This window comes from Halomonas sp. GT, from assembly GCF_002082565.1.
In the GTDB taxonomy this organism is placed as follows: domain Bacteria; phylum Pseudomonadota; class Gammaproteobacteria; order Pseudomonadales; family Halomonadaceae; genus Vreelandella.
On record NZ_CP020562.1, the window covers coordinates 3,153,303 to 3,174,582 of the forward strand.

Genomic DNA, 21,280 nt, shown 5'->3' on the forward strand with positions numbered 1-21,280 from the left:
CACGGTTGTTGCACACTTTGTGCAAACGTTTTACACCAAGCCATTAGATACTGACATCGATAAATTGCCACTTTTTAAAATGTGTTGAGGTTTGCTATGAACATGACATTACGCCAATTATTTGCGCCTGCACTACTTGCCGTTGCCCTGATGCCTTTAGCCTTCAGCGCCAATGCTGGTCATCACAACAGTGCGGGTATTGACCGCGAAGCGATGCAGGAACGCATGGAAGAGCACCGCCAAGATGTTTATCAGCGCGCCGGTTTAAGTGAAGAGCAACAAACTGCCTTAAACGAAGCACACGCTGAACATCGTGATGCCATGCTGTCGCTGCGTGAAGAGCACCAGGCCAAGGTGGCCGAGATCCTAACCGAAGAAGAGCAACAAGCGCTGCGCGATGCCATGCACGAGATGCATGCCGAAAAGCATGACGAGCGTCGCCAGGGTGAAGGCGCTCATGGCAAGCGCGATCATGAGCGTCGTGGACACCACAGCGAACCTGTAGAGGAAAGTGCGGCAGAGTAAGCGTTTATTAAACGTCAAACCCTGCTCCAACGCCCGGCTTAGCCGGGCATTTTTGTTTCTATACTCCTGAAAAGCGCTCCATTCGCGAGTCTGAAAGCGCCCCGACGACTTGAAGTGAGCATTTAAACCGCGTATTTTATTTGAACGTTCATTCAAAAATAACGCTGTTTTTAATTCTTGTCTTAACAACAGGAGTCCGCCTCCATGGCGAAAGACAACCCCAACCTCCCCTCACGCGACCGCCTCAATCCCGTGGTTTTCCACGGGAGTGTGGCGGGCATTCTTCTTTTCTTGGTTCTTACCATGCTGTTTACCGAACAGGCCGGCGCTTTCTTCGATGCTGGGCTTGCCTGGGTAAGTAAAACATTCGGCTGGTACTACATGCTGGCGATTGTGGCTTATCTGGTATTTGTGGTGATTATTGGTATGTCGCGCTTTGGCAGCATTCGCCTTGGCCCAGATCACTCGCGGCCTGAGTTTTCGCTGCTATCGTGGTCAGCCATGCTGTTTGCTGCAGGTATCGGTATTGATCTGCTGTTTTTCAGCGTTGCTGAACCGGTCGCCCACTATCTGGCACCACCTGATTTAGCGCCTGAAAGCCAAGAAGCCATGCGTCAGGCCGTCGTTCAAACCTATCTGCACTGGGGGCTTTCCGGCTGGGGGCTGTACGTGTTGATGGGTATGGCGCTGGCCTACTTTAGTTACCGCCATCGCTTGCCACTGGCGATCCGTAGCGCTCTTTATCCAATTTTAGGCAAGCGTATCCACGGACCAATCGGTAACGCCGTAGACATTACCGCTGTTGTCTCCACTGTATTCGGTATCGCCACTAGCCTGGGCATTGGGGTGATGCAGCTCAATTATGGCCTCACCTACATGTTCGGTGTGCCTGAAACCCTCACCGTGCAGGTGATTTTGATCGTCCTGGTCGTGGTGTTGGCCACCATTTCTGTGGTGACTGGCGTTGAGAAAGGCATTCGCCGTCTTTCTGAGTTCAATATGCTGCTCGCGCTAGCACTGATGCTATTTGTGCTCTTTTCAGGCGATACCCTGGTCCTGCTAGATAAAATGGTCAATAACGCCGGTGACTACCTTTCAGGGTTTGTAGGTGCCAGCTTTGATACCTACGCGTTTGCCGATGAAGGCGCCCAAGAGTGGAAAATGTGGTGGACAATCTTTTTTTGGGGCTGGTGGATTGCCTGGACACCGTTTGTCGGCCTTTTCTTGGCACGTATTTCACGCGGCCGTACCATCCGCGAATTTGTCGCTGGAGCGTTATTTATTCCGCTGGCCTTTATGATGGTATGGATGTCAGTATTCGGTAACAGCGGCATTGAGCTGGTGGCCAACCAAGGTGTGGCCGAGCTAGGTGAGCAGGCACTCAACACTCCGCAAACCACGCTTTATACACTGCTTGAGTATTACCCCTACGCAGGCCTTACTGCAGCCGTAGTAACGGTACTAGGGATTGTATTCTTTATTACCTCTGCGGACTCCGGTGCGCTGGTACTGGCCAACTTCACTTCTATTTTGAGTGACGTTAACCACGATGCTCCGATCCGTCTGCGTATTTTCTGGTCGGCGGTGATTGGCTTGATCACCATCGCCCTGTTAATGGCTGGCGGCTTAAACGCTCTGCAAAGTGCCGTGGTAATTACCGCCCTGCCTTTCTCATTGGTGATTTTCGCAGTCATGGTGGGGATGTATAAAGCTCTGAAGCTTGAAGGCAGCAAGGCGGACGCACGCCGCATGATTGCCGGTGGCGCGCCCGGCGGTGACTGGCGCGAGCGTTTGGATCGTGCGCTGGATACCTCTAACCGTGCGGGTGCCGCGGCAACCATTCAGCACTCTATTCGCCCAGCGATGACGCAATTTGCCCAAGAACTTGAAAGCCGTGGTCAAACCGCCAACGTTACCGAAGAGCATCTTGATGGCGAATCGCTTCCCAATCTGACGCTGCAGGTTGACCTGGGCGATGCCACTAGCTTTGTCTATCAAGTATGTCCGCACCGTATGCGTACACCCAGCTTTATACCTGCGGATGATGACTTCTATGTCCGCTTGGACGTGTACTTAGCTGAAGGCGGTCAAGATAAAGACCTGAACGGCTATACCCGTGGTCAAGTGATTGGTGATCTCGTGGCTGAGTACGAACGCCATCTACACTTCCTTACTCTGGCAGGCCAACAGATGGGCCATGTGCAAGCAATGCCAGGCACCATCGGCGAACCGCCGGAAGATTCCCAAATGTAATGGCAGCAAACTTTAAGTAAAAGAGAAATCCCAGCCTACCTGCTGGGATTTTTTATGCCCGAAAAACGCCATTGTGACGCTTCTCACAACTAACGCCATATTGTGAGAATCACTGGGCAGGCGTAACGTAAAACTTTGTTTTCCCACTTGCTTGTTTTCCCACTTGCTTGTTTTTCCACTTTCTTAGGAGACTTGCCTGATGGCCCGTGCTCATCGACCTTCGGGGTACACCTTTCCAGTGCCAGGTAGTGCTCTACTTAGCGCTTGGCGCGAGGGGTACACGCTTGCCAAATTGAAGCGTGATGTCATGGCGGGGCTAACGATTGGTGTGGTCGCCGTCCCACTTTCGATGGCATTGGCGATTGCCACTGGCGTGCCGCCCCAACACGGCCTTTACACTGCGATTGTCGCGGGCGCAGTGATCGCTTTGACGGGTGGCTCGCGTTTTAACATTTCCGGCCCCACCGCCGCCTTTGTGGTGATTCTATTTCCTATTGTCGCCAACCACGGTCTGGGCGGACTGCTGATCGCCACACTGATGGCGGGCGCTATCTTAGTCGCACTTGGGCTTTCTCGGTTAGGCAGTCTGATTCAGTACGTGCCTTACCCGGTTATCCTCGGTTTTACGGCGGGCATCGGGGTAGTCATTGCGCTCCTACAACTACCTGACTTTCTTGGCTTGACCGGAGTAGAGCTAGGGGATAGCTCCCTGCATAACCTGGCACTGATTGGCCAAGCGCTACCGACTCTTTCCCTCGCAGAAATCAGCGTGGGGGTTGTTACCTTGGCAACGCTGTTAATCTGGCCCAGATTGAATACCCCGATACCTGCGCCACTAGTTGGCTTGGCGATAGGTACCCTAGCTGCCGCACTACTAGTAATGAGTGGTGTTGAAGTTGATACGATCGCCTCACGGTTTAGCTGGGAGTTCCAAGGTGAAAGCGGTAGCGGCATTCCCCCTTTTGCACCTAGCGTTGCTGCTCCCTGGCACTTTCCTGGTGCTGACGGCATACCACTTGAGATTAACTTCGCGCTAATCCAAGCGCTACTTGGCCCAGCGCTGGCCATTGCTTTACTAGCAGCAATTGAATCACTGCTCTGTGCCGTCGTGGCAGATGGCCTAACCCGTACTCGACATGACCCTAATGCGGAACTGATTGGTCAGGGGCTGGGCAACTTAATCGTGCCCTTCTTTGGCGGTATTACCGCCACAGCAGCACTTGCCCGCACGGCAACCAACATCAAAAGCGGCGCCTTCTCACCTATCGCCGCAGTAGTGCATTCGCTGGTGGTGCTACTCGCAGTGGTGGCGCTGGCAGGCGTACTGGGACATGTGCCTATGGCGGCGCTGGCGGCGTTACTATTTATAATCGCCTGGAATATGAGCGAAGCACGACATTTTGTGCATACGCTGAAAAGTGCCCCCGCTAGCGATGTGTGGGTGCTGGTAATTTGCTTTGGGCTAACGGTACTTTTTGACATGGTGATTGCGGTGGCTGTTGGTATTGGCTTGGCCGCTGCGTTGTTTATTCGCCGCATGGCACAGTTGACCCATACTCAACGCTTAGACACACCCGATAAAGACGCGCACTTCCCGCCGGAAGTCGCCCTTTACAAAATTCACGGCCCACTATTTTTCGGCGCCGCAGAAAAGGCGATTGCCACGCTACGAGTAATTGATAACAGTGTGAGAATTATCGTCCTGGATATGCGCGAAGTTCCCAGTCTGGATACCACGGCCATGGTGGCGTTAGATACGTTGCGTCGTGAGTTGAGCGAACAAGGGGTGGGAGTCATGTTTGTTGGGCTGCAGCCGCGCCTGGCACTCAAAATTAAACGCGCGGGCATTAAGCGTGAAGTGGGTAAATTAGCGGTCGTGAGCAATCTTGCCCACGCCGAGCGTATGGCACAACGCTGGTTGAAAAAGAAAGATTCAGTGGGTATTGAATAGACGGCAGGGAATAAAAGGGGGAGCTATTTTCTCCCCCCTCTTGATCACTCAACTCGCCATATCCAACACAATACGGCCTTCTATCTTGCCGTCGATCATACGTTGGAAGACGTCGTTGATATTGTCCAACGTGTCGGTCGCCACGGTCGCTTTAACTTTGCCTTCAGCGGCGAAATCCAGTGCCTCTTGAAGATCACTGCGTGTCCCCACGATAGAGCCACGAATGGTAATACCGTTAAGCACCGTGCTGAAAATCGGCAGCGGGAAGTCACCCGGCGGCAAGCCATTTAGCACCAATGTACCACCACGACGCAGCATGTTTTGCGCTTGATCAAACGCCTTCGGCGATACCGCTGTGACCAACGCCCCATGGGCACCCCCAATGGTTTTCTTCAGATACGCTGCCGGGTCGGTTTTCATCGCGTTAACCGTCACAGTGGCACCTAGCCGTTCGGCTAGGGCTAATTTACCGTCGTCAATATCAACAGCCGCGACGTTCAGCCCCATCGCTTTCGCGTACTGCACCGCCATGTGCCCCAGGCCGCCGACGCCTGAAATAACCACCCACTGGCCGGGGCGAGTGTCGGTCATTTTCAAGCCTTTATAAACCGTTACTCCGGCACACAAAACCGGAGCTATTTCGATGAAATCAACGGCGTCCGGCAGACGTCCCACATAGCCTGCATCCGCCAAGGTATAGTCGGCAAACCCACCGTTGACCGAATAACCGGTATTTTGCTGAGATTCACACAGGGTTTCCCAGCCGCCTAAACAATGTTCACAATAACCACAGGCTGAGTACAGCCATGGCACGCCGATACGATCACCCTCTTTCACATGGGAGACGCCGTCACCCACAGCCACGATATGGCCTACCCCCTCATGGCCTGGAATAAAGGGGGGTGACGGTTTAACCGGCCAATCGCCGTGTGCTGCATGTAAATCAGTGTGGCAAACGCCAGAGGCCGCCACCTTCATCAGCACCTCACCCCGCTTGGGACGAGGCACGCTTACTTCTTCTATCGTTAGTGGCTGGCCGAACTCACGTACGACTGCCGCCCGCATTGTGTTATCCATGATGCGACTCCTGATGGTTTTCGATGTGGCAACTTGTGATTGCTCTTATCGTTACAGTAAGCGTCAGGGGAGTAGCAAAACGCCCGGCAGCGGCCGGGCGATATCACTGCAGAATAGCGTATTAGAAGAAACCTAGCGGGTTAATATCGTAACTCACTAGCAAGTTCTTAGTTTGCTGATAGTGCTCAAGCGCCACTTTATGGGTTTCGCGTCCTACACCTGATTTCTTATAACCGCCAAACGCAGCATGGGCGGGGTACTGGTGATAGCAGTTAGTCCATACGCGACCTGCTTGAATGCCACGACCCATACGGAAGGCGACGTTGATGTCACGGCTCCATACGCCTGCACCCAGGCCGAACTCTGTATCGTTGGCAATGGCGAGCGCTTCTTCTTCATCTTTGAAGGTGGTAACAGCAACCACAGGACCAAAAATCTCCTCCTGGAAGACACGCATCTTATTATTGCCTTTAAGCAGCGTCGGCTGGATGTAGTAACCGCCATTGATGCTGTCATCCAGACTCTCTTTATCACCGCCAGCAAGGAACTCAGCGCCTTCGTCACGCGCGATATCCATGTACGACATGATTTTATCGAACTGCTCTTGTGACGCCTGAGCACCTACTTGAACGTCGGTATCCAGCGGGTTACCGCGCTTGATTGTTTTAGTCCGCTCAACCACCTTGGCCATGAACTCGTCGTACATGCTCTCTTGAATCAACGCACGAGAAGGACAGGTACATACTTCGCCTTGGTTGAAGAATGCTAGCACTAAGCCTTCGACGGTTTTATCAATAAACGTCGGCTCTGCGTTCATGATGTCAGCGAAATAGATATTGGGCGATTTACCACCCAGCTCCACTGTCGAGGGGATAATATTTTCTGCGGCACATTTAAGAATGTGCGAACCAACCGGTGTCGAACCAGTAAAGGCAATTTTGGCAATACGCTTGCTAGTGGCGAGTGCTTGGCCTGCTTCTGCGCCAAACCCATTAACGACGTTCAAAACGCCCGGTGGCAGTAAGTCGCCAATAACCTCCATAACTTTCAATATCGAGGCTGGTGTTTGCTCAGCTGGCTTCAGTATGACGCAGTTACCCGCGGCAAGGGCTGGGCCAAGTTTCCAAGCAGCCATTAGAATTGGGAAGTTCCAGGGAATAATTTGACCAACAACGCCCAGCGGCTCATGGAAGTGGTAAGCCACGGTGTTGGCATCGATATCCGCAGCCGTACCTTCCTGTGAACGCAGGCAGCCAGCAAAGTAACGGAAGTGGTCAACAGCAAGCGGAATATCAGCATTCAGGGTTTCACGAACCGCTTTTCCGTTATCCCACGTTTCTGCGACAGCAAGCATTTCAAGGTTTTGCTCGAGGCGGTCGGCAATCTTAAGTAGGATGTTACTGCGCTCTTGAACGGAGGTTTTACCCCAGGCAGGCGCTGCTTTGTGAGCTGCATCCAGCGCTTTCTCAATGTCTTCAGCGCTGGAGCGGGGAATTTCGCAGAATACTTGGCCGTTAACAGGACTGATATTGTCAAAGTACTGGCCGTTGACCGGGGGAACAAACTCACCGCCGATATAGTTGCCAAAGCGTTTTTCAAAGGAAACAACGGAACCAGCATCACCCGGGTTGGCGTAGATCATGGTAAAGCTCCTGAGTATTATGATTATTAAATAAGGTGCCTACCCAGTGTTGGCTACACGCGCCATTTACGATATAGCCCGATGGCAGGACGCACCCTCATCCCTTGGTAGGAGACGCAATGTACTCGTTGCTAGTGGCAGATGACCATCCGCTGTTTCGCGATGCACTACATGCGGTAATTAGCGCTGGTTTAACAGATACTCGACTGTTGGAGTCGGACAGTTTGGCGGCGGCTATTCACACGATAGGCACCCACGATGAGCTTGATCTGCTGTTGCTCGATTTAAGCCTGCCCGATGCCGATGGACTAGAAGGGCTGACAATACTTCGAGAAAGATTCCCATGGCTTCCCGTCGCCATTGTCTCGGCACATCAGGAGCGCCAGTTGGTGTTAGACGCCATTACCCAAGGTGCCGTGGGCTATATTCCGAAATCAACCCCCCGAGAGCAGCTGTTAGCAGCGCTCAACCAAATTCTTCAGGGGCAACTTTATCTGCCTGCAGATATCATGCGCCAGCCGCCCCCGCGTATGGAGTCATCAGCGTTGACGCCTTCGTCGGAGGTGTCTCGCGAACGGCTAATACGCTTAACCGACAAGCAGTTAGATGTATTGGGTTGCATGGCACAGGGGATGTCCAACAAACAAATCGCACGAGAACTACTCATCGCTGAAACTACGGTTAAAACGCATGTCTCGGCTATTTTACGCAAGCTAGGTGCAACAAGTAGAGTGCATGCCATTGTCATCGCAGGTGAAGAAGAACTAGGCGCTTATCTTGCCAAACGAACCTCTTCCACCTAGCCGCCGACTTCCCGTTAAGCGGGATTATCTAAGAGCGTTCCCAGTAGCATCTTTAAGCGAAGAGGCTTAAGCGGTTTTAACAAACAGTGCATACCTGCTTCCCGGGTGGCCCGCTTCAAGGACGCCTCATGGTTGGCAGTGATGACTACGGTGGCTAACCCTGGGTAGCGTCGACGCAGTCTTGCAGCCAGATCGATCCCATTTTCGCGGTGATCACCAAGATGGTAATCCACCAACAGTACAGCCGGGCGCTCACCGTCACTCGCTGCTTCCAGCGCACTCACCGTAGCGGCTGCCCTCACCCGACACCCCCAACTGCCAAGCAACGCCTGCATCCCATCTATAATCGCGGGATCATCATCAATCACCCATATGACACAGCCTTGTAGTGGATCGTGTTGCCAACGATCAGTTCCAGGCAACGCTTTTTGAGCATACGCAACGGGCAATGCTCCCGCGCTTGGGGCTGCATTAGTTTCTGACACAGAAAAAGGGACCAGAACAGAAAAAAGCGAGCCACGCCCAAGCTGTGAAGTAAGCGACACAGGGTGCTCTAACATAGTGCTGATGCGATCTACGATCGCCAGCCCCAACCCAAGCCCTCGGCTGTGGCTGCTCTGGGACTGGTTGGCGCGGCGAAATTCTAGAAAAATTGCCTGGCGCTGTGGCTCTGGTATACCCGGCCCAGTATCGCCCACCATAACTTCAAGACCGTTGGCACGTCGTCGACAGCCAAGCAATAAGTGACCATGTTCAGTGTAGCGCACGGCATTACTGAGAAAGTTGCGCACAACACGCGCCAGCAGCGCTAGGTCAGATTCGACCACCACACTCGACGGCACATAGTGAAGCGTCAGCCCACGCACGGCGGCTACTTGCCGATACTCTTCGGCCAAGGCGTCTAGCAGTGTTCTTACCGCAAACGGTGCTTTATCCGCATGAAGCACGCCCGCATCCAGGCGGGAAATATCCACCAATGTACCTAAAAGGCCTTCGACATCTTTTAACGAACGTCCTATATGCCCCACTAAAGCTTGGGAGGCCTCGGGGAGCGCATGCGTTTCTAAGGCACTGGCGAATAATCGGGCGGCGTTTAAAGGCTGAAGCAGGTCATGACTAACCGCCGCTAAAAATTTCGTTTTAGAAAGGTTGGCCGCCTCCGCTTCGGCATTCGCCGCCAGCAGTCGAGCATTTACTTGGCTAAGTTCATCTAATGTGCGGTGAAGTGCATCGGTACGTTCGCGTACTTGCTCTGCTAGCAGCACCGAGCGCTCAAACGCTGCATAGGGAGCGCTATTAGGGCTTGCGCCGGACTCCACACGCTCCATTAGCGCTTGGCAAACCTTACGCAAACGGCGGTTTTCCTCGCTCAGCGTGGCATTATCTGCCGCAGTATCGCTATCCGCCGCTAGTTGGAAGAGCGCCAAAAGCCACCCCCGTGAAAGTTTGATTTACGTGCATGCCATGATGATGTTCGCCATAGGTATTAAATCCCACCACTCGTGCTTGGCGAAGCAGCGCTGACGCCTGATCAAGCTGCTGCAAAGACTCAAGCGCCATACGCCTTAAGAAACAATCACAGCCTATAATCGAAGGTGTTGCACCCAGGCGCTGTTGCACGCGCTGTAGCATCACCTCTAGATCTAAAAGTAACGGCGCAGGCCGCATCGCGGTGAGCACAATGCCTGTTTCTACCGCACAGTAAAACGTTAGGCTAGCATCTTCATTTACGCGTTGTATTGAACGAATATAATGTTGACCACCGATATAAACTGCCAACGGGTGCTGGGCAAAAATGGATGGCGATAGCGCATCAACTGAACAACCGACTAACGCTGCATAAACATCAGCAGCAGGCAACCCGTTGAGTTCTAGCACTCGGCGCTGCTCCCGGTCAGCTTCTGTTACCACCAATTTATGGGCAAGCGGTTCAAGGTGATGGGTGGAAAATACCTCAAACGGGAGCCGCGTGTTAAGCATTACCACCACGGCGGCGCGGGTATGAAAACGCCCATTTGCATAAACATGAGTGTGGGTAAGATGATTATCATCACCGGCTGAGCCGCCAAAACTGGGAATACGGCCAAGAGCAGCGTCTAAGGTTGCTAATACCTGTTCTTCACGGCTGGACAAACCATCTAACAAGGTGAGTGCGAAGCTATGCTCGTTCACTGGTGCAACCGCCTGCTGTCGACAGCGCTCCAGCAAGGTGTCGACGAGCGGTTGTGCATGGCTAAGATCAAAGTGTTCAAGATCGTCTACCAGCGCGGTTTCAATCGCAAACACGCGTTTATCAAAACCTATCGCAACCACAGAGCCTCGATCATAGCCTTGCGGTGTAATCTCGCCTGCCGTCGTACAGCCACTCATCGGCACCTTATCAAACGCACCGCCAAGGGCCGTTGCTAGTTCCGCTAACGGATACTCAGCACTGCAAAAAAATAGCACAAACCCTAAGTGTTCATGACCAAGCTGTTGAGCCAGTTCATCGGCAGCTTGGCAAGGATTTAGCTGGTTACTGGCAGCGGTCTGAATACCGCTATTCTTCGGTGCTATCGTCACGGCGCCATTTCTCCAACGCTGCATGCGTTCGCGAAGCGGTTTGTCTCAGTAGGTTCATGGACTCAGTAAAATCTTGCGGTGAAGATGCGCTATTACTGGCGATTATTTCAAGCCGTTTAGCCTCAGCAGCCAAACGCTCTGCCCCAACACCGAGCGATTCGCCGCGCAGCTGGTGTGCTAAGCGCGCCACTTGCTTGGCTTGCTCCTCTGACAGCAATGCCGCATTCCTTAGGTAAGCAGCTAACTGTGCAGAGTAATCACTCACTTGCTGGTGATAAAGCATGATCAGCTGATCGATACTTTCAGCCCCCAACGACATAACCAGAGACTCTAGCGTTGCACGGTTAAGCAGTGGCTGTAATTCATGCTGCACTTGATCTAAAGGCAACGATGACAAGGCATATGGGCGTGAAACCGTAAATAACTGCAGTGACAGCACATTGCTAAGGGAAAGTAGTGATAGTGGTTTGGTAATGTAATCGTTCATTCCTGCTGCTAGACAGCGCTGACGAACATCTTCTACGCCGCCAGCCGTCATGGCCACAATCGGCACATTCGCCAGCCAACCGCCTTGAGAACGAAGCTTTTTGGTCACAGTAATGCCATCGATATCCGGTAGTTGGATATCCATAAAGATGAGGTGCACTTGCTGAGTCTGCACCATATCAAGGGCATCTTGGCCATTCTCAGCACAGACAACATCGCACCCAAGGCGCGACAGCAACCCAGTGGCGACTTTACGATTGACGGCATTATCTTCCACAAGCAGTAAGGAGGTGCCTGCAAAATCCAGCATCGGTTCAGGCGGCAACGTTGTGGTGACGGGGCTGGCTTCTACAAGGGGCAACTCAAACCAAAATGTGCTGCCTTGCCCAGGAATGCTACGAACCCCTAATCGCCCTTGCATGGCCTCGCTTAAGCGTTTACAAATTGCCAAACCTAGTCCAGTACCACCGAATCTGCGCGCAACAGACTCGTCAGCTTGCTGAAATGGCTCAAACAACGATGCCTGTTGCTCCTCACTTAAACCACAGCCGGTATCACGAACTTCAAATGACAGCCACTTTACTGTGGAATAAATACGTATATCGACTTCACCATAGTCAGTAAATTTAATGGCGTTAGCGATAAGGTTAAGCAAAATCTGACGCAATCGGCTGGCATCGATCATCACCCATGCTGGCACTAAAGGGTCAATATATAAGGTTAACTTTAGGCCTTTTGCCTTAGCACGAGGCTCAAAAAGCGATATGACGCTGTCGACTAATGGTTTAAGGGCGGTCGGCGAGGTTTCAAGTGTTAGATGCCCCGCTTCGATCTTGGAAAAATCCAAAATCTCATTGATCATCGCCAGTAGCTGATTAGCACTGTCATGAATCGTACGGGCATAGTCTTCTACTTGTGCAAGACTGGAGGGTTCACGCAACAACTCACTCATACCAATCACGCCGTTAAGTGGCGTGCGAATTTCATGGCTAACCATCGCTAAAAAGTCAGACTTAGCGTGATTCGCAGCTTGCGCCTGTGTGGCAGTGACTTCAAGTTGGCGGCTCAGTTGCTCCTGCTCACGCCGAGCAGCGGCACTTTCTCGCATTTCACGCACGAGAAACACAATTACCAGTAGTACCGCAAAGCTCATTCCCACTAGTAGCGACATTAAAAGTTTATATAAAACACTAAGTAGAGCACGCTCTTCAGTAGCAGACTGCGCTAAATAACCATTAATAGCGATAACAAATCGCTCTGTAAGTCGGGTGAGCGCAAGTAGCTCTGTCTCTAGCTCAGCAATTGGCAACTGGGGTAGAGAAGCATGAGGTTCAAACATTGGGTCTAACGTGTCTAGCTGCTGCTGAATTTGATCTAACAACGCTTTTGCCATACTGATATTGTCTAACAGCAGGCTCACTTCGCCCTCTTGTAACAGCGTCATTCGGCTATAAAGCAGTTCGAAACGTAGATTTAGTTCATCTTGACTGGAAGGTGAAAGTGGTCCACGAGTGGATGCAAGCAGGTGGTTAAATAGCTGAATCGCGTCGCGATCAAGTTTATAGACTACCCAAGCCGTATCTTCTCTCAAACTCTGCGTCAGATTATCCTGACGCCAAGCCGCTAACGCTGCCACTACCAGAGCTGCCGCAAACAACAGGACGGTAATCATGGCAACCACTTTCAAGCGACGTGGATAACGCAGCAAGCGAGGCGCCCGGGAAATAGACTGACTAACGGACATTTATCTGCATGACTTGCCAAACAGCTCTAAAACGCATTTTTTCACTCAAAAGAGTCTCATCTTGGCTGAAAGGATAGAGCACCCACAAAGGGCCGTACTCACGAATAGGAATGCTTTGCCCGTTCCGCTCTAGTGCTAGTATCACATCGTACTCATAAAAGTCACTGATCGGAATTTCTGCTTCGTACCCGTTTAAAGCAGAGACATAAACGCTATTTGCAGAGCTTTTTTCATCGCTATTTCTAGGGCTATTTCCAGAATGATCTTCAGAACCAGGCAGGCCAACGTACTCTAATAACGTGCGCATTAGCGGCCCGCTGTAGGTACTACTGCCCTCTGTCCACGGCGTGCCCGTTTCAAAGGAGTGCTGCGGTAAGGCTTGTAACATACCACGATCAAAGTGCATCTCCTGGGCAGCGTTGAAATGTGTTATGTCTCCGCTAATTGTGAGAATAACAGGCCCTTCGAGCACCTCTAGGGAAGCCTCTTTCCGCTCAAGACCCGCCACGGGAATGCTGAGCATCAGCATAGTAAATCCCAGTAAAAACGCTTTCACAACGTTTACCTCACGACGCAATATCTTGAAAATAAGACCGTTTCTGCCAACGACCAAGACAGGTAGGACTCTGAATAAAAAAAGAGATAGCGTAAAGGTTACGCTATCTCTTTTACATAGTCAGGTTAAATGCTTTTTTACTCAACCGTTAGCTTAAGGCTCAACGTTTCAATGCTTTATTCAATGCCGTCTACTACTAGGTCTCAAGCTTTTCAACTGGCTCAAAGCGCACCAAGTCTTCATAAGCATGCCATGTTGCGTGACCCAACACTGGCAAAATGAGTGCAAGGCCAATATAAAACGTAAGCACACCGATCAAAACACAGCCGGTCAAAATAGCAGCCCACAACAGCATAGGACGGAAGTTTTTAGCAACACAACGTACGCTAGCTTCAATACCTTCCATGAAAGTAAGATCCTGATCCATTAGCGTTGGGATAGCCACTGAGCTAATTGCAAACGCGCCGAAAGCAAGAATACCGCCTGCCACTGAGCCTACCGCAATCATACCTAAGCCTTCAGGCGTAGTGAGCAGCGATGTATAAAGGGTGGCAGGGTTAGGTACTTCAAATCCAAAGAACAACGCAAACAGCAGAGTTGCAAGACGAATCCAGGCGAGGAAGAAAATCATCATCATCACGCCCATCATTGCTAACTGACCTGCGTGAGGGCGCCAGCTACCGAAAGCATCTCCAAGGTTAGGAACTCTTCCCCGCTCAAGTGCCAGACTAATACCATAGGAGCCTACCGCCACCAGTGGTCCAACAAACATAAATCCAGCGATCATAGGCAATAACCAGTACCAGTAACCGAGTGTTATTGCACCCGCTGTAATGGCTATGCTTAGTCCTACCCAAAACATACCGTAGGTCAAACTGATAGCTGTTGCACGACGAAAATCCTCAAACCCCGCGGCAAGCCATGCACGCGGCCGATCCATACCAACCTTATTAATAGTAATTTTTACGTTAGACATATCTGCTCGGTCGTGCGTTTTTGTTGTAGCTGCATTCATGGCATGACTCCTTAGATTTACCCCACAGCAGCGGTGGCCCTTTTAAACCCAGTTTCGGTTGAAGTAAAACCTCTTCCCAGAAAAAAGGTTGCCACATGCATGAGTTCGTTAACCATGAGTTAATGGCTTAACGTATCTTTAATGTAGCTGAGCAATGACGAGGTGGGGTTGTATAGAGACATCGCGTACAAAAAATCCTGCTTTCATGCTATTAACGCCAATTTATTCGATGCGTTAGCCTGCGTTAATATAACCCCACAAGCAAAAACTCCAGGCCAAATGGCCTGGAGTTCGTTTAACAAACAATACGGTACTAAAGCGTCAACGCACGATCATTACCGATACCTTGGAATGATGAACCACATGTTCAGCGTTAGGGCCCAAAACGTAATCTACAAATTTACGCTTGGTGTGTGATGCCATAACGATCAGATCCACATCCAGTTTCTTACCAGCCTTGATAATTCCCTCCCATGGGGATCCATCCACAGTGACACTTTGCACCTGAATGTCCTCAGGCACTTTCTCCTTAATGAAGTCATGGAGTGCATCGGTGATCGCTGCATGCGCCTTTTTAGCGAAGTCCTTGGGAAAATAGGAACCCACCATAGGCATACGGTAATCCGGCAGTACCGTAACCACATGTAGCGAAGCACCAAAAGTACGACATAACGTCAGGGCTGTAGGCAACGCCTTTGACCAAGAAGCTTCCTCATTCAAGTCCACCGGCAACATGATCTTGCTATACATGGCATTCTCCTTCATGCGGCAGCAGTCGCTGACGTGTTGTTACGACGCCGGCGCTGCATCAATACAATCAGCCCAAAGACCAGGAACGCAGGAATCCACATCAGCTCTTTAGTCCAACGGTCAACAGGAGCCAACACCTCGATGATTTCTTGATCGAAGTCCAGGCCAAGATCCGCTGCCGTGCTGCCGAAGGCCACCATGTCGACCACGGCCCGCTCATCTTCGATCAGCAGCTCTAGCCCCAGGTTCTCCAGGCGCTCCTCACCCGTCTGCCCTTCAGGCACAGGCAGGATCATGTAGGTGGTAAGCGGGTCACCGAAGTCATCTTCACCGCGGATCTGCAGCCGCAGCGTGCTCTCCTCGTCGACATCACCCAGCGTCTGGACGAATTGTGATGGCGGCACCGACTCATAGGGATCATGGATCATGTCCATCCAGAACCCCGGGCGGAACAGCGTGAACGCAACCAGCAGCATCAGGATCGATTCATACCAGCGGTTACGCACGATCATGAATCCCTGGGTGCCAGCAGCGAAGATCAGCATCGCGATCGTCGATATGATGAAGATCAGGATGCCCTGCAGGAAGCTCACGTCGATCAGCAGCAGGTCGGTGTTGAAGATGAACAGGAACGGTAACGCTGCGGTCCGCAAGCTGTAATAGAAGGCCTGAAAACCGGTCCGTATCGGGTCTCCCCCAGAGACCGCCGCTGCCGCGAAAGAGGCAAGCCCCACCGGTGGTGTCACATCGGCCATAATGCCGAAATAGAACACGAACAGGTGAACGGCGATTAGCGGCACCAGCAGACCGTTCTGTTCACCGAGCTGCACGATCACCGGGGCGAGCAGTGCCGACACCACGATGTAGTTGGCGGTGGTGGGCAGCCCCATGCCAAGGATCAGGCTGAGCACTGCTGTCAACAGCAGGATCAGCATCAGGTTCCCCATAGAGAGGATCTCCACCACATCGGCCAGCACCAGGCCCACACCAGTCTGGGAAACCGCGCCAACGATGATGCCGGCTGTCGCGGTGGCGATACCGATGCCGATCATGTTGCGGGCACCGGTCACCAAGCCACTCCACAGATCAAGGACACCCGCACGGATATCCTCGGCCAACTCGCTCTGTCCGCGGAAGATTGCCGTGATGGGCCGCTGGGTCAGGATGATGAAAACCATGAACACCGTGGCCCAGAATGCTGACAGCCCAGGCGACAAGCGTTCCACCATCAGGCACCACACCAACACGATCACCGGCAGAATAAACTGCAGCCCGACCATCACTGTTGGCCGAGTCTGGGGCAACTTGAAGATCGGCTCATTCGGATCATCGAGTTCGAGCTCCGGGTAGCCTGCAGCCACCTTGAGCAGTGCGATGTAGATCACCGCCAGAGCCACACTCACCACCCAAGGCGTGGCGGAGCCCAGAACGGGTTTTAACCACCCCAGGCCGTAGTAGACCACCAGCGCCGTTACCATCATCAGCAACAAACCGCCCAAAAAGCCGATCACCTTGCGCACCAGCGGCTTGGGTGGGTTGCTGGTTGGCAAGCCCTGCAGGTTGGCCTTCATGGCCTCGAGATGGACGATATAGATCAAGGCGATGTAGGAAATCAGTGCCGGCAGGAAGGCATGCTTGATGACCTCCACATAGGAGATACCGACATATTCGACCATCAGGAAGGCCGCGGCCCCCATCACGGGGGGCATGATCTGCCCGTTGACAGAGGAGGCCACCTCGACGGCACCCGCCTTTTCGGCGGAAAAACCGACGCGTTTCATCATCGGCACGGTGAAAGTACCGGTAGTTACCACGTTGGCAATCGAGGAGCCCGAGATCAGACCGGTCATGCCCGATGCCACCACAGCGGCCTTGGCCGGCCCTCCCTTGTAGTGGCCCAGCAACGAGAACGCCACCTTGATGAAATAGTTGCCGGCACCCGCCTTATCGAGTAAGGCACCGAACAGCACAAACAAGAATACGAAACTAGTCGATACCCCAAGGGCGATACCGAATACCCCCTGGGTAGTCAGCCATTGGTGATTAACCAGACCAAAGAGACTTACGCCCCGGTGGGAAAGAATGCCTGGCATGTAGGGCCCGGCAAGGGAATAGATAATGAAGATCGAGGCAATGATCATCAGCGGTGGCCCAAGCGCTCGACGCGTTGCCTCAAGCAGCAACAGGAGCCCCGCCACCCCAATGATCACATCCTGTAGGATCGGTGCCCCCGGTCGTTGAGATAGCTGTTCATAAAACATGAACATATAGGCACCACAGAAGGCAGCAGCCGAGGCCAATACCCAATCCTGAATGGGAATGCGGTCGCGCGGTGAACGCTTTAGCGCTGGATAGGCCATATAGGCCAGAAACAGCGCAAAAGCTAAGTGGATAGAGCGAGCTTCAGTGGCATTAAAAACACCAAACCCCAAAATGAAGGGCACTGGAGAAGCGATCCACAATTGAAATAGAGACCATGCCGCTGCAATGCTTACCAGAAGCTTACCGGGCATGCCGCTCGGTTTACGGGCTCCCGTGTCACTGGAGGCTACCATATCCTCCAAGTCTACTCCGGCTCCCGAAGGTCTATTCTTATCTTCAGTCATATGCCTGCCCTTCTCCGAGACGATTGACGCATAATTGCCATATCGAAATGCCCTATAAACATTCTAAACTAAAATGCGCGGTACCCTGGGGTAGCCGCGCATTTCTTACCAAGGTAACAGTACGTCAAGCTATACGGTTACTCGATCCAGCCTTGTTCACGGTAGTAACGGGCGGCACCTTCATGCAGTGGCGCCGACAGACCAGAGGTCACCATGTCTTCGGGGTCGAGGTTCTCGAAGGCCGGGTGCAGGCGCTTAAAGCGATCGAAGTTATCGAATACCGCCTTGACGGTCTGGTAGATGATGTCTTCATCGGTCTCCGCGGTGGTCACGAAGGTCGCTGCGACGCCGAAAGTTTCGACGTCTTCGTCATTACCTTTGTACAATCCACCTGGAATGACCGACATGGAATAGTACGGGAACTCGTCAACGATTCCCTGAACCGTCTCATCGTTGAGAGGTACCAGATGCGAATCAACGGTGGTGGTCGCTTCCTGGATGGCCCCATTGGGGTGACCCACGACATAGGCCATAGCGTCGATGTTGTTGTCAGCAAGCGCGGCAGCCATTTCGGCGGCATCAAGCTGAGACGCTAACGAGAAAGAGTCCTCGGTCCAACCTTTCGCCCTCATCACCACTTCCATGGTGTTGCGCTGCCCGGAGCCTGGGTTGCCGATATTGACGCGCTTACCTTCCAGGTCATCAAGCGTTTCGATTCCCGAGTCAGCACGCGCAAGCAGAGTCAAAGGCTCACCGTGTACACGGAATACCGCGCGCAGGTCTTCATAGGCCTCGCCTTCGAAATTGCCGGTGCCATTGTAAGCTTGGTACTGGACATCCGACTGAGCAACGCCCATGTCCAATTCGCCAGACTTGATACCATTAATATTGGCGACAGATCCACCTGTGGAAGGAGCATTACATTTGATATCTGCGTCTTCCAGACGGTTCACCAATCGACAGATCGACTGACCGACTACGTAGTACACACCTGTTTGGCCACCGGTGCCGATAGTGATGAAGCGTTCCTGTGCAACCGCCGGGGATGCAAATGTTGCGGCCGCAATCAGCGCGCCAGAGAAGGCGGCAGTGGAAAATACATGGCGTTTCATGGACACACCTCTTTATCTTGATGTTGTGAGCGTTATACGCTTTAACTCCACCTGCTGAACGATTCCCTCAGGTGTTTTTTTGCCAAAACGTTTTCAAGACAATCTGTTATCAACGTCGACTAATACAGCCGACACTTACTACTTTAGCGAAAAAAAACATACTTGGCGAAATACACAGCAAGTCATGACTGATATAGCGCCCCTACACATCCTAGTGCTTGCAATTAAGTCCTACTGTTCAACAGATACACTTAATGCTTAGAGACAATGCCCTATAGATGACATTGCCTACCACAAGCAGCTCAGACAACAAACTTAGATTACCGATGAATTACGTTTAGTTACCGTTAATAGCCATGCCGTATTCGCATAGCGTATAGCGGATTGAACATCTTATGGCGAATTACGTCCGGCATAGGCTTGTGTTTTAGATGTTATAGCCGAGTACCGATGGCAGCCACAGCGCAATACTTGGAAAAATGGCAACAAGAGCGAGTGCGCCCCCCATCGCCAAAACAAACAGCAAGGCCCAACCCAAGGTCTCTTCCAAACGGATTTTGGCAACCTCTGTCGTTACCATTAAATTCACCGCAACCGGCGGGGTAAATTGTCCAATCGCAATATTCATGGCTAGCAGAATACCGAACCAAACCGGGTTCCATTCAAAGTGCTGCATGACGGGGATCAGCACTGGCATCATGATGAGATAGATAGAAATAGCGTCAAGCAGCATGCCAGCGACCAAAACCGCTAGCATCACAAGCACCAGCAACAAAGCACCGTTGTCGGTTAAGCCAATAATCCACTCTGCCAAATGGCGGAAAGTCCCCAGCATGGTACCGGCCCAAGCAAAAATACCTGCCAGGGCAATAATCAACATCACCACTCCAGAAATAATCGCGGCCTCTCCTAACAACTCCCATAGGTCACGTAACGAAAGCTCTTTCGTCAAAAACAGCCCCACGATAGTGCCATAGGCAACCGCTACTACGGCAGCTTCTGTCGGGGTAAACAGGCCTGAGCGCAACCCTCCTAAAATGAGCACAGGAGCAAACAAGGCGGGCAACGCCTGCCTAAACGTCGCACGCACGGTCAAGGTTTCAGCGCCTGCTACCGGTGTTCCTTCCCAGCCGAAACGCTTAGCGACAATCATCGCAGGCACCAGCAGCGCTAGCCCCGCCAAAATGCCGGGAAAAAGTCCTGCAGCAAATAACGCGCGCAGATCGACACCAGGCACCACAATCGAGTAAAGAATTAGTGCCACAGAAGGAGGGATTAAAATAGCGGTGGATGCTGATGCTGCAATGAGTGTTGCGGAAAATGGCTTTGGATAGCCCGCTTTCGTCATACTTGGCAGCATTACCATAGCCACTGCCGCTGCATCCGCTGGGCCTGACCCACTCATGCCCCCCATAATCATGCACACCAACACAGCGACGAGTGCCAGGCCGCCATGGCGAGGCCCAATAAGTGCCTGCGCAAAGCGTACCAAACGTAGCGCCACACCAGAGCGCTCAAAAATCAGTCCAGTCAGTATGAAGAGCGGTATCGCAATCAAAGGGTACTTGGCGATGCTGTTATAGGTATTCGTGCCTAACGTTGCCAGCATATCGGGAGAAAGCCCAGCGACAATACCCACCGAGCCAGCTAACGCAAGCGAAAATGCCACTGGCACACCCGCTATTAAAAACCCGGCAAAGGCGAGAATCATCCAGACATCAGGCGTCATTATTTAGCCCTCCGCTCAATCGATCTCGGGTTTGCTGAACAAGACGCCATACCATGGCAACTGACAATATCGGAAGCCATACCAAGTACCACCACTGGGGCAACCCTAACCCTGGCGAGAGCGACTCCCATTGGTACTCCTGCCAGGCTAGTTTTCCACCATACCAAGTAATCAAGCCTAAGACGGCTAACCCGCATAAAGCTTGAAAAAAGATAAGTGCAGTGCGCCAGCGCCCTGGTAATGCCCTCTCCAAAAAACCGATACGAATATGGCGGTTTCGCCTAAGCGCCACCGACGCCCCAGCAAACGTCAGCACTACCAGCAAAAATACGGAAAATTCTTCAGTAAACGAAAATGAGCCGCCTGTCAGGTAACGTGTGACTACATTTCCCAAACTAATCAACGAAATAATAATAAGTGACAGCGCGCCCAGCCAGCGCTCAGGGCGTGCATCGGGAAAGCCTTTCAT

At 52.2% G+C, this 21,280-nt stretch carries 16 protein-coding genes; 4 read left to right on the forward strand and 12 right to left on the reverse strand.

Annotated features, from left to right (window positions below; translation table 11 throughout):
- Window positions 1–96: 96 nt before the first annotated feature.
- The 3 genes from B6A39_RS14515 (at window position 97) to dauA (ending at window position 4,729) form a co-directional block, all read left to right on the forward strand.
- Window positions 97–525, forward strand: a complete 429-nt coding sequence (locus tag B6A39_RS14515) for a hypothetical protein (RefSeq protein WP_332308452.1) — start codon at window positions 97–99, stop codon at window positions 523–525.
- A 204-nt stretch (window positions 526–729) separates the two neighbouring features.
- Window positions 730–2,778, forward strand: coding sequence for a choline BCCT transporter BetT (gene betT, locus B6A39_RS14520; protein ID WP_083006835.1), 2,049 nt, complete (start codon window positions 730–732; stop codon window positions 2,776–2,778).
- A gap of 199 nt (window positions 2,779–2,977) precedes the next feature.
- The gene (dauA, locus tag B6A39_RS14525) at window positions 2,978–4,729 is read left to right on the forward strand and encodes a C4-dicarboxylic acid transporter DauA (protein WP_083006837.1); all 1,752 of its coding nucleotides are present in this window, start codon (window positions 2,978–2,980) and stop codon (window positions 4,727–4,729) included.
- Window positions 4,730–4,777: 48 nt separating this feature from the next.
- On the opposite strand, the gene adhP is transcribed toward dauA, so the two are convergent.
- Together adhP and exaC are read right to left on the reverse strand one after the other, a co-directional pair.
- Complete coding sequence (gene adhP, locus B6A39_RS14530) at window positions 4,778–5,806, reverse strand: alcohol dehydrogenase AdhP (protein WP_198036720.1); 1,029 nt, start codon at window positions 5,804–5,806, stop codon at window positions 4,778–4,780.
- Window positions 5,807–5,927: 121 nt separating this feature from the next.
- Entirely contained in the window at window positions 5,928–7,448 is a 1,521-nt protein-coding gene (gene exaC, locus B6A39_RS14535) for an acetaldehyde dehydrogenase ExaC (RefSeq protein ID WP_083006839.1), read from the reverse strand.
- A gap of 119 nt (window positions 7,449–7,567) precedes the next feature.
- Here exaC and B6A39_RS14540 point away from each other — a divergent pair, with 119 nt between their 5' ends.
- Window positions 7,568–8,251 (forward strand): response regulator, encoded by a 684-nt coding sequence (locus tag B6A39_RS14540; RefSeq protein ID WP_083006841.1) that lies wholly within the window; start codon window positions 7,568–7,570, stop codon window positions 8,249–8,251.
- A 14-nt stretch (window positions 8,252–8,265) separates the two neighbouring features.
- Here B6A39_RS14540 and B6A39_RS14545 read toward each other — a convergent pair whose 3' ends face one another.
- From B6A39_RS14545 to B6A39_RS14590, 10 genes are all read right to left on the reverse strand, one after another.
- Window positions 8,266–9,678, reverse strand: coding sequence for a hybrid sensor histidine kinase/response regulator (locus B6A39_RS14545; protein WP_083006843.1), 1,413 nt, complete (start codon window positions 9,676–9,678; stop codon window positions 8,266–8,268).
- Window positions 9,650–10,837: a nitric oxide-sensing protein NosP gene (gene nosP / locus B6A39_RS14550; protein WP_083006844.1), complete on the reverse strand. Its 1,188-nt coding sequence runs from the start codon at window positions 10,835–10,837 to the stop codon at window positions 9,650–9,652. The genes B6A39_RS14545 and nosP overlap by 29 nt, the downstream gene beginning before the upstream one ends.
- Window positions 10,791–13,043 carry an ATP-binding protein gene (locus tag B6A39_RS14555; protein WP_083006846.1) on the reverse strand — a complete coding sequence of 751 codons (2,253 nt, stop codon included), beginning with the start codon at window positions 13,041–13,043 and terminating at the stop codon, window positions 10,791–10,793. Before B6A39_RS14555 ends, nosP begins: the two co-directional genes overlap by 47 nt.
- Complete coding sequence (locus B6A39_RS14560) at window positions 13,033–13,572, reverse strand: molybdopterin-dependent oxidoreductase (protein WP_083006848.1); 540 nt, start codon at window positions 13,570–13,572, stop codon at window positions 13,033–13,035. The genes B6A39_RS14555 and B6A39_RS14560 overlap by 11 nt, the downstream gene beginning before the upstream one ends.
- A 223-nt stretch (window positions 13,573–13,795) precedes the next feature.
- On the reverse strand, window positions 13,796–14,614 hold the full coding sequence (locus B6A39_RS14565) for a DUF2189 domain-containing protein (RefSeq protein ID WP_083006849.1): 819 nt from the start codon (window positions 14,612–14,614) through the stop codon (window positions 13,796–13,798).
- Window positions 14,615–14,935: 321 nt separating this feature from the next.
- The gene (locus B6A39_RS14570; RefSeq protein WP_083006851.1) at window positions 14,936–15,364 is read right to left on the reverse strand and encodes a universal stress protein; all 429 of its coding nucleotides are present in this window, start codon (window positions 15,362–15,364) and stop codon (window positions 14,936–14,938) included.
- Between the two features lie 11 nt (window positions 15,365–15,375).
- Window positions 15,376–17,970, reverse strand: coding sequence for a TRAP transporter permease (locus B6A39_RS14575; RefSeq protein ID WP_083006853.1), 2,595 nt, complete (start codon window positions 17,968–17,970; stop codon window positions 15,376–15,378).
- Window positions 17,971–18,107: 137 nt separating this feature from the next.
- A complete protein-coding gene (locus tag B6A39_RS14580; RefSeq protein WP_038477850.1) occupies window positions 18,108–19,082 on the reverse strand; it encodes a TAXI family TRAP transporter solute-binding subunit in 975 nt (324 codons plus the stop codon).
- Window positions 19,083–19,509: 427 nt separating this feature from the next.
- Window positions 19,510–20,811, reverse strand: a complete 1,302-nt coding sequence (locus B6A39_RS14585; protein ID WP_083006854.1) for a TRAP transporter large permease — start codon at window positions 20,809–20,811, stop codon at window positions 19,510–19,512.
- Window positions 20,801–21,280, reverse strand: coding sequence for a TRAP transporter small permease (locus B6A39_RS14590; protein WP_083006856.1), 480 nt, complete (start codon window positions 21,278–21,280; stop codon window positions 20,801–20,803). Before B6A39_RS14590 ends, B6A39_RS14585 begins: the two co-directional genes overlap by 11 nt.

Coding starts and splice junctions, on each gene's coding strand:
- B6A39_RS14515 (WP_332308452.1), top strand. CDS start 97: ATGAACATGACATTACGCCAATTATTTGCGCCTGCACTACTTGCCGTT.
- betT (WP_083006835.1), top strand. CDS start 730: ATGGCGAAAGACAACCCCAACCTCCCCTCACGCGACCGCCTCAATCCC.
- dauA (WP_083006837.1), top strand. CDS start 2,978: ATGGCCCGTGCTCATCGACCTTCGGGGTACACCTTTCCAGTGCCAGGT.
- adhP (WP_198036720.1), bottom strand. CDS start 5,806: ATGGATAACACAATGCGGGCGGCAGTCGTACGTGAGTTCGGCCAGCCA.
- exaC (WP_083006839.1), bottom strand. CDS start 7,448: ATGATCTACGCCAACCCGGGTGATGCTGGTTCCGTTGTTTCCTTTGAA.
- B6A39_RS14540 (WP_083006841.1), top strand. CDS start 7,568: ATGTACTCGTTGCTAGTGGCAGATGACCATCCGCTGTTTCGCGATGCA.
- nosP (WP_083006844.1), bottom strand. CDS start 10,837: ATGCAGCGTTGGAGAAATGGCGCCGTGACGATAGCACCGAAGAATAGC.
- B6A39_RS14555 (WP_083006846.1), bottom strand. CDS start 13,043: ATGTCCGTTAGTCAGTCTATTTCCCGGGCGCCTCGCTTGCTGCGTTAT.
- B6A39_RS14560 (WP_083006848.1), bottom strand. CDS start 13,572: ATGCTGATGCTCAGCATTCCCGTGGCGGGTCTTGAGCGGAAAGAGGCT.
- B6A39_RS14565 (WP_083006849.1), bottom strand. CDS start 14,614: ATGAATGCAGCTACAACAAAAACGCACGACCGAGCAGATATGTCTAAC.
- B6A39_RS14570 (WP_083006851.1), bottom strand. CDS start 15,364: ATGTATAGCAAGATCATGTTGCCGGTGGACTTGAATGAGGAAGCTTCT.
- B6A39_RS14575 (WP_083006853.1), bottom strand. CDS start 17,970: ATGACTGAAGATAAGAATAGACCTTCGGGAGCCGGAGTAGACTTGGAG.
- B6A39_RS14580 (WP_038477850.1), bottom strand. CDS start 19,082: ATGAAACGCCATGTATTTTCCACTGCCGCCTTCTCTGGCGCGCTGATT.
- B6A39_RS14585 (WP_083006854.1), bottom strand. CDS start 20,811: ATGACGCCTGATGTCTGGATGATTCTCGCCTTTGCCGGGTTTTTAATA.
- B6A39_RS14590 (WP_083006856.1), bottom strand. CDS start 21,280: ATGAAAGGCTTTCCCGATGCACGCCCTGAGCGCTGGCTGGGCGCGCTG.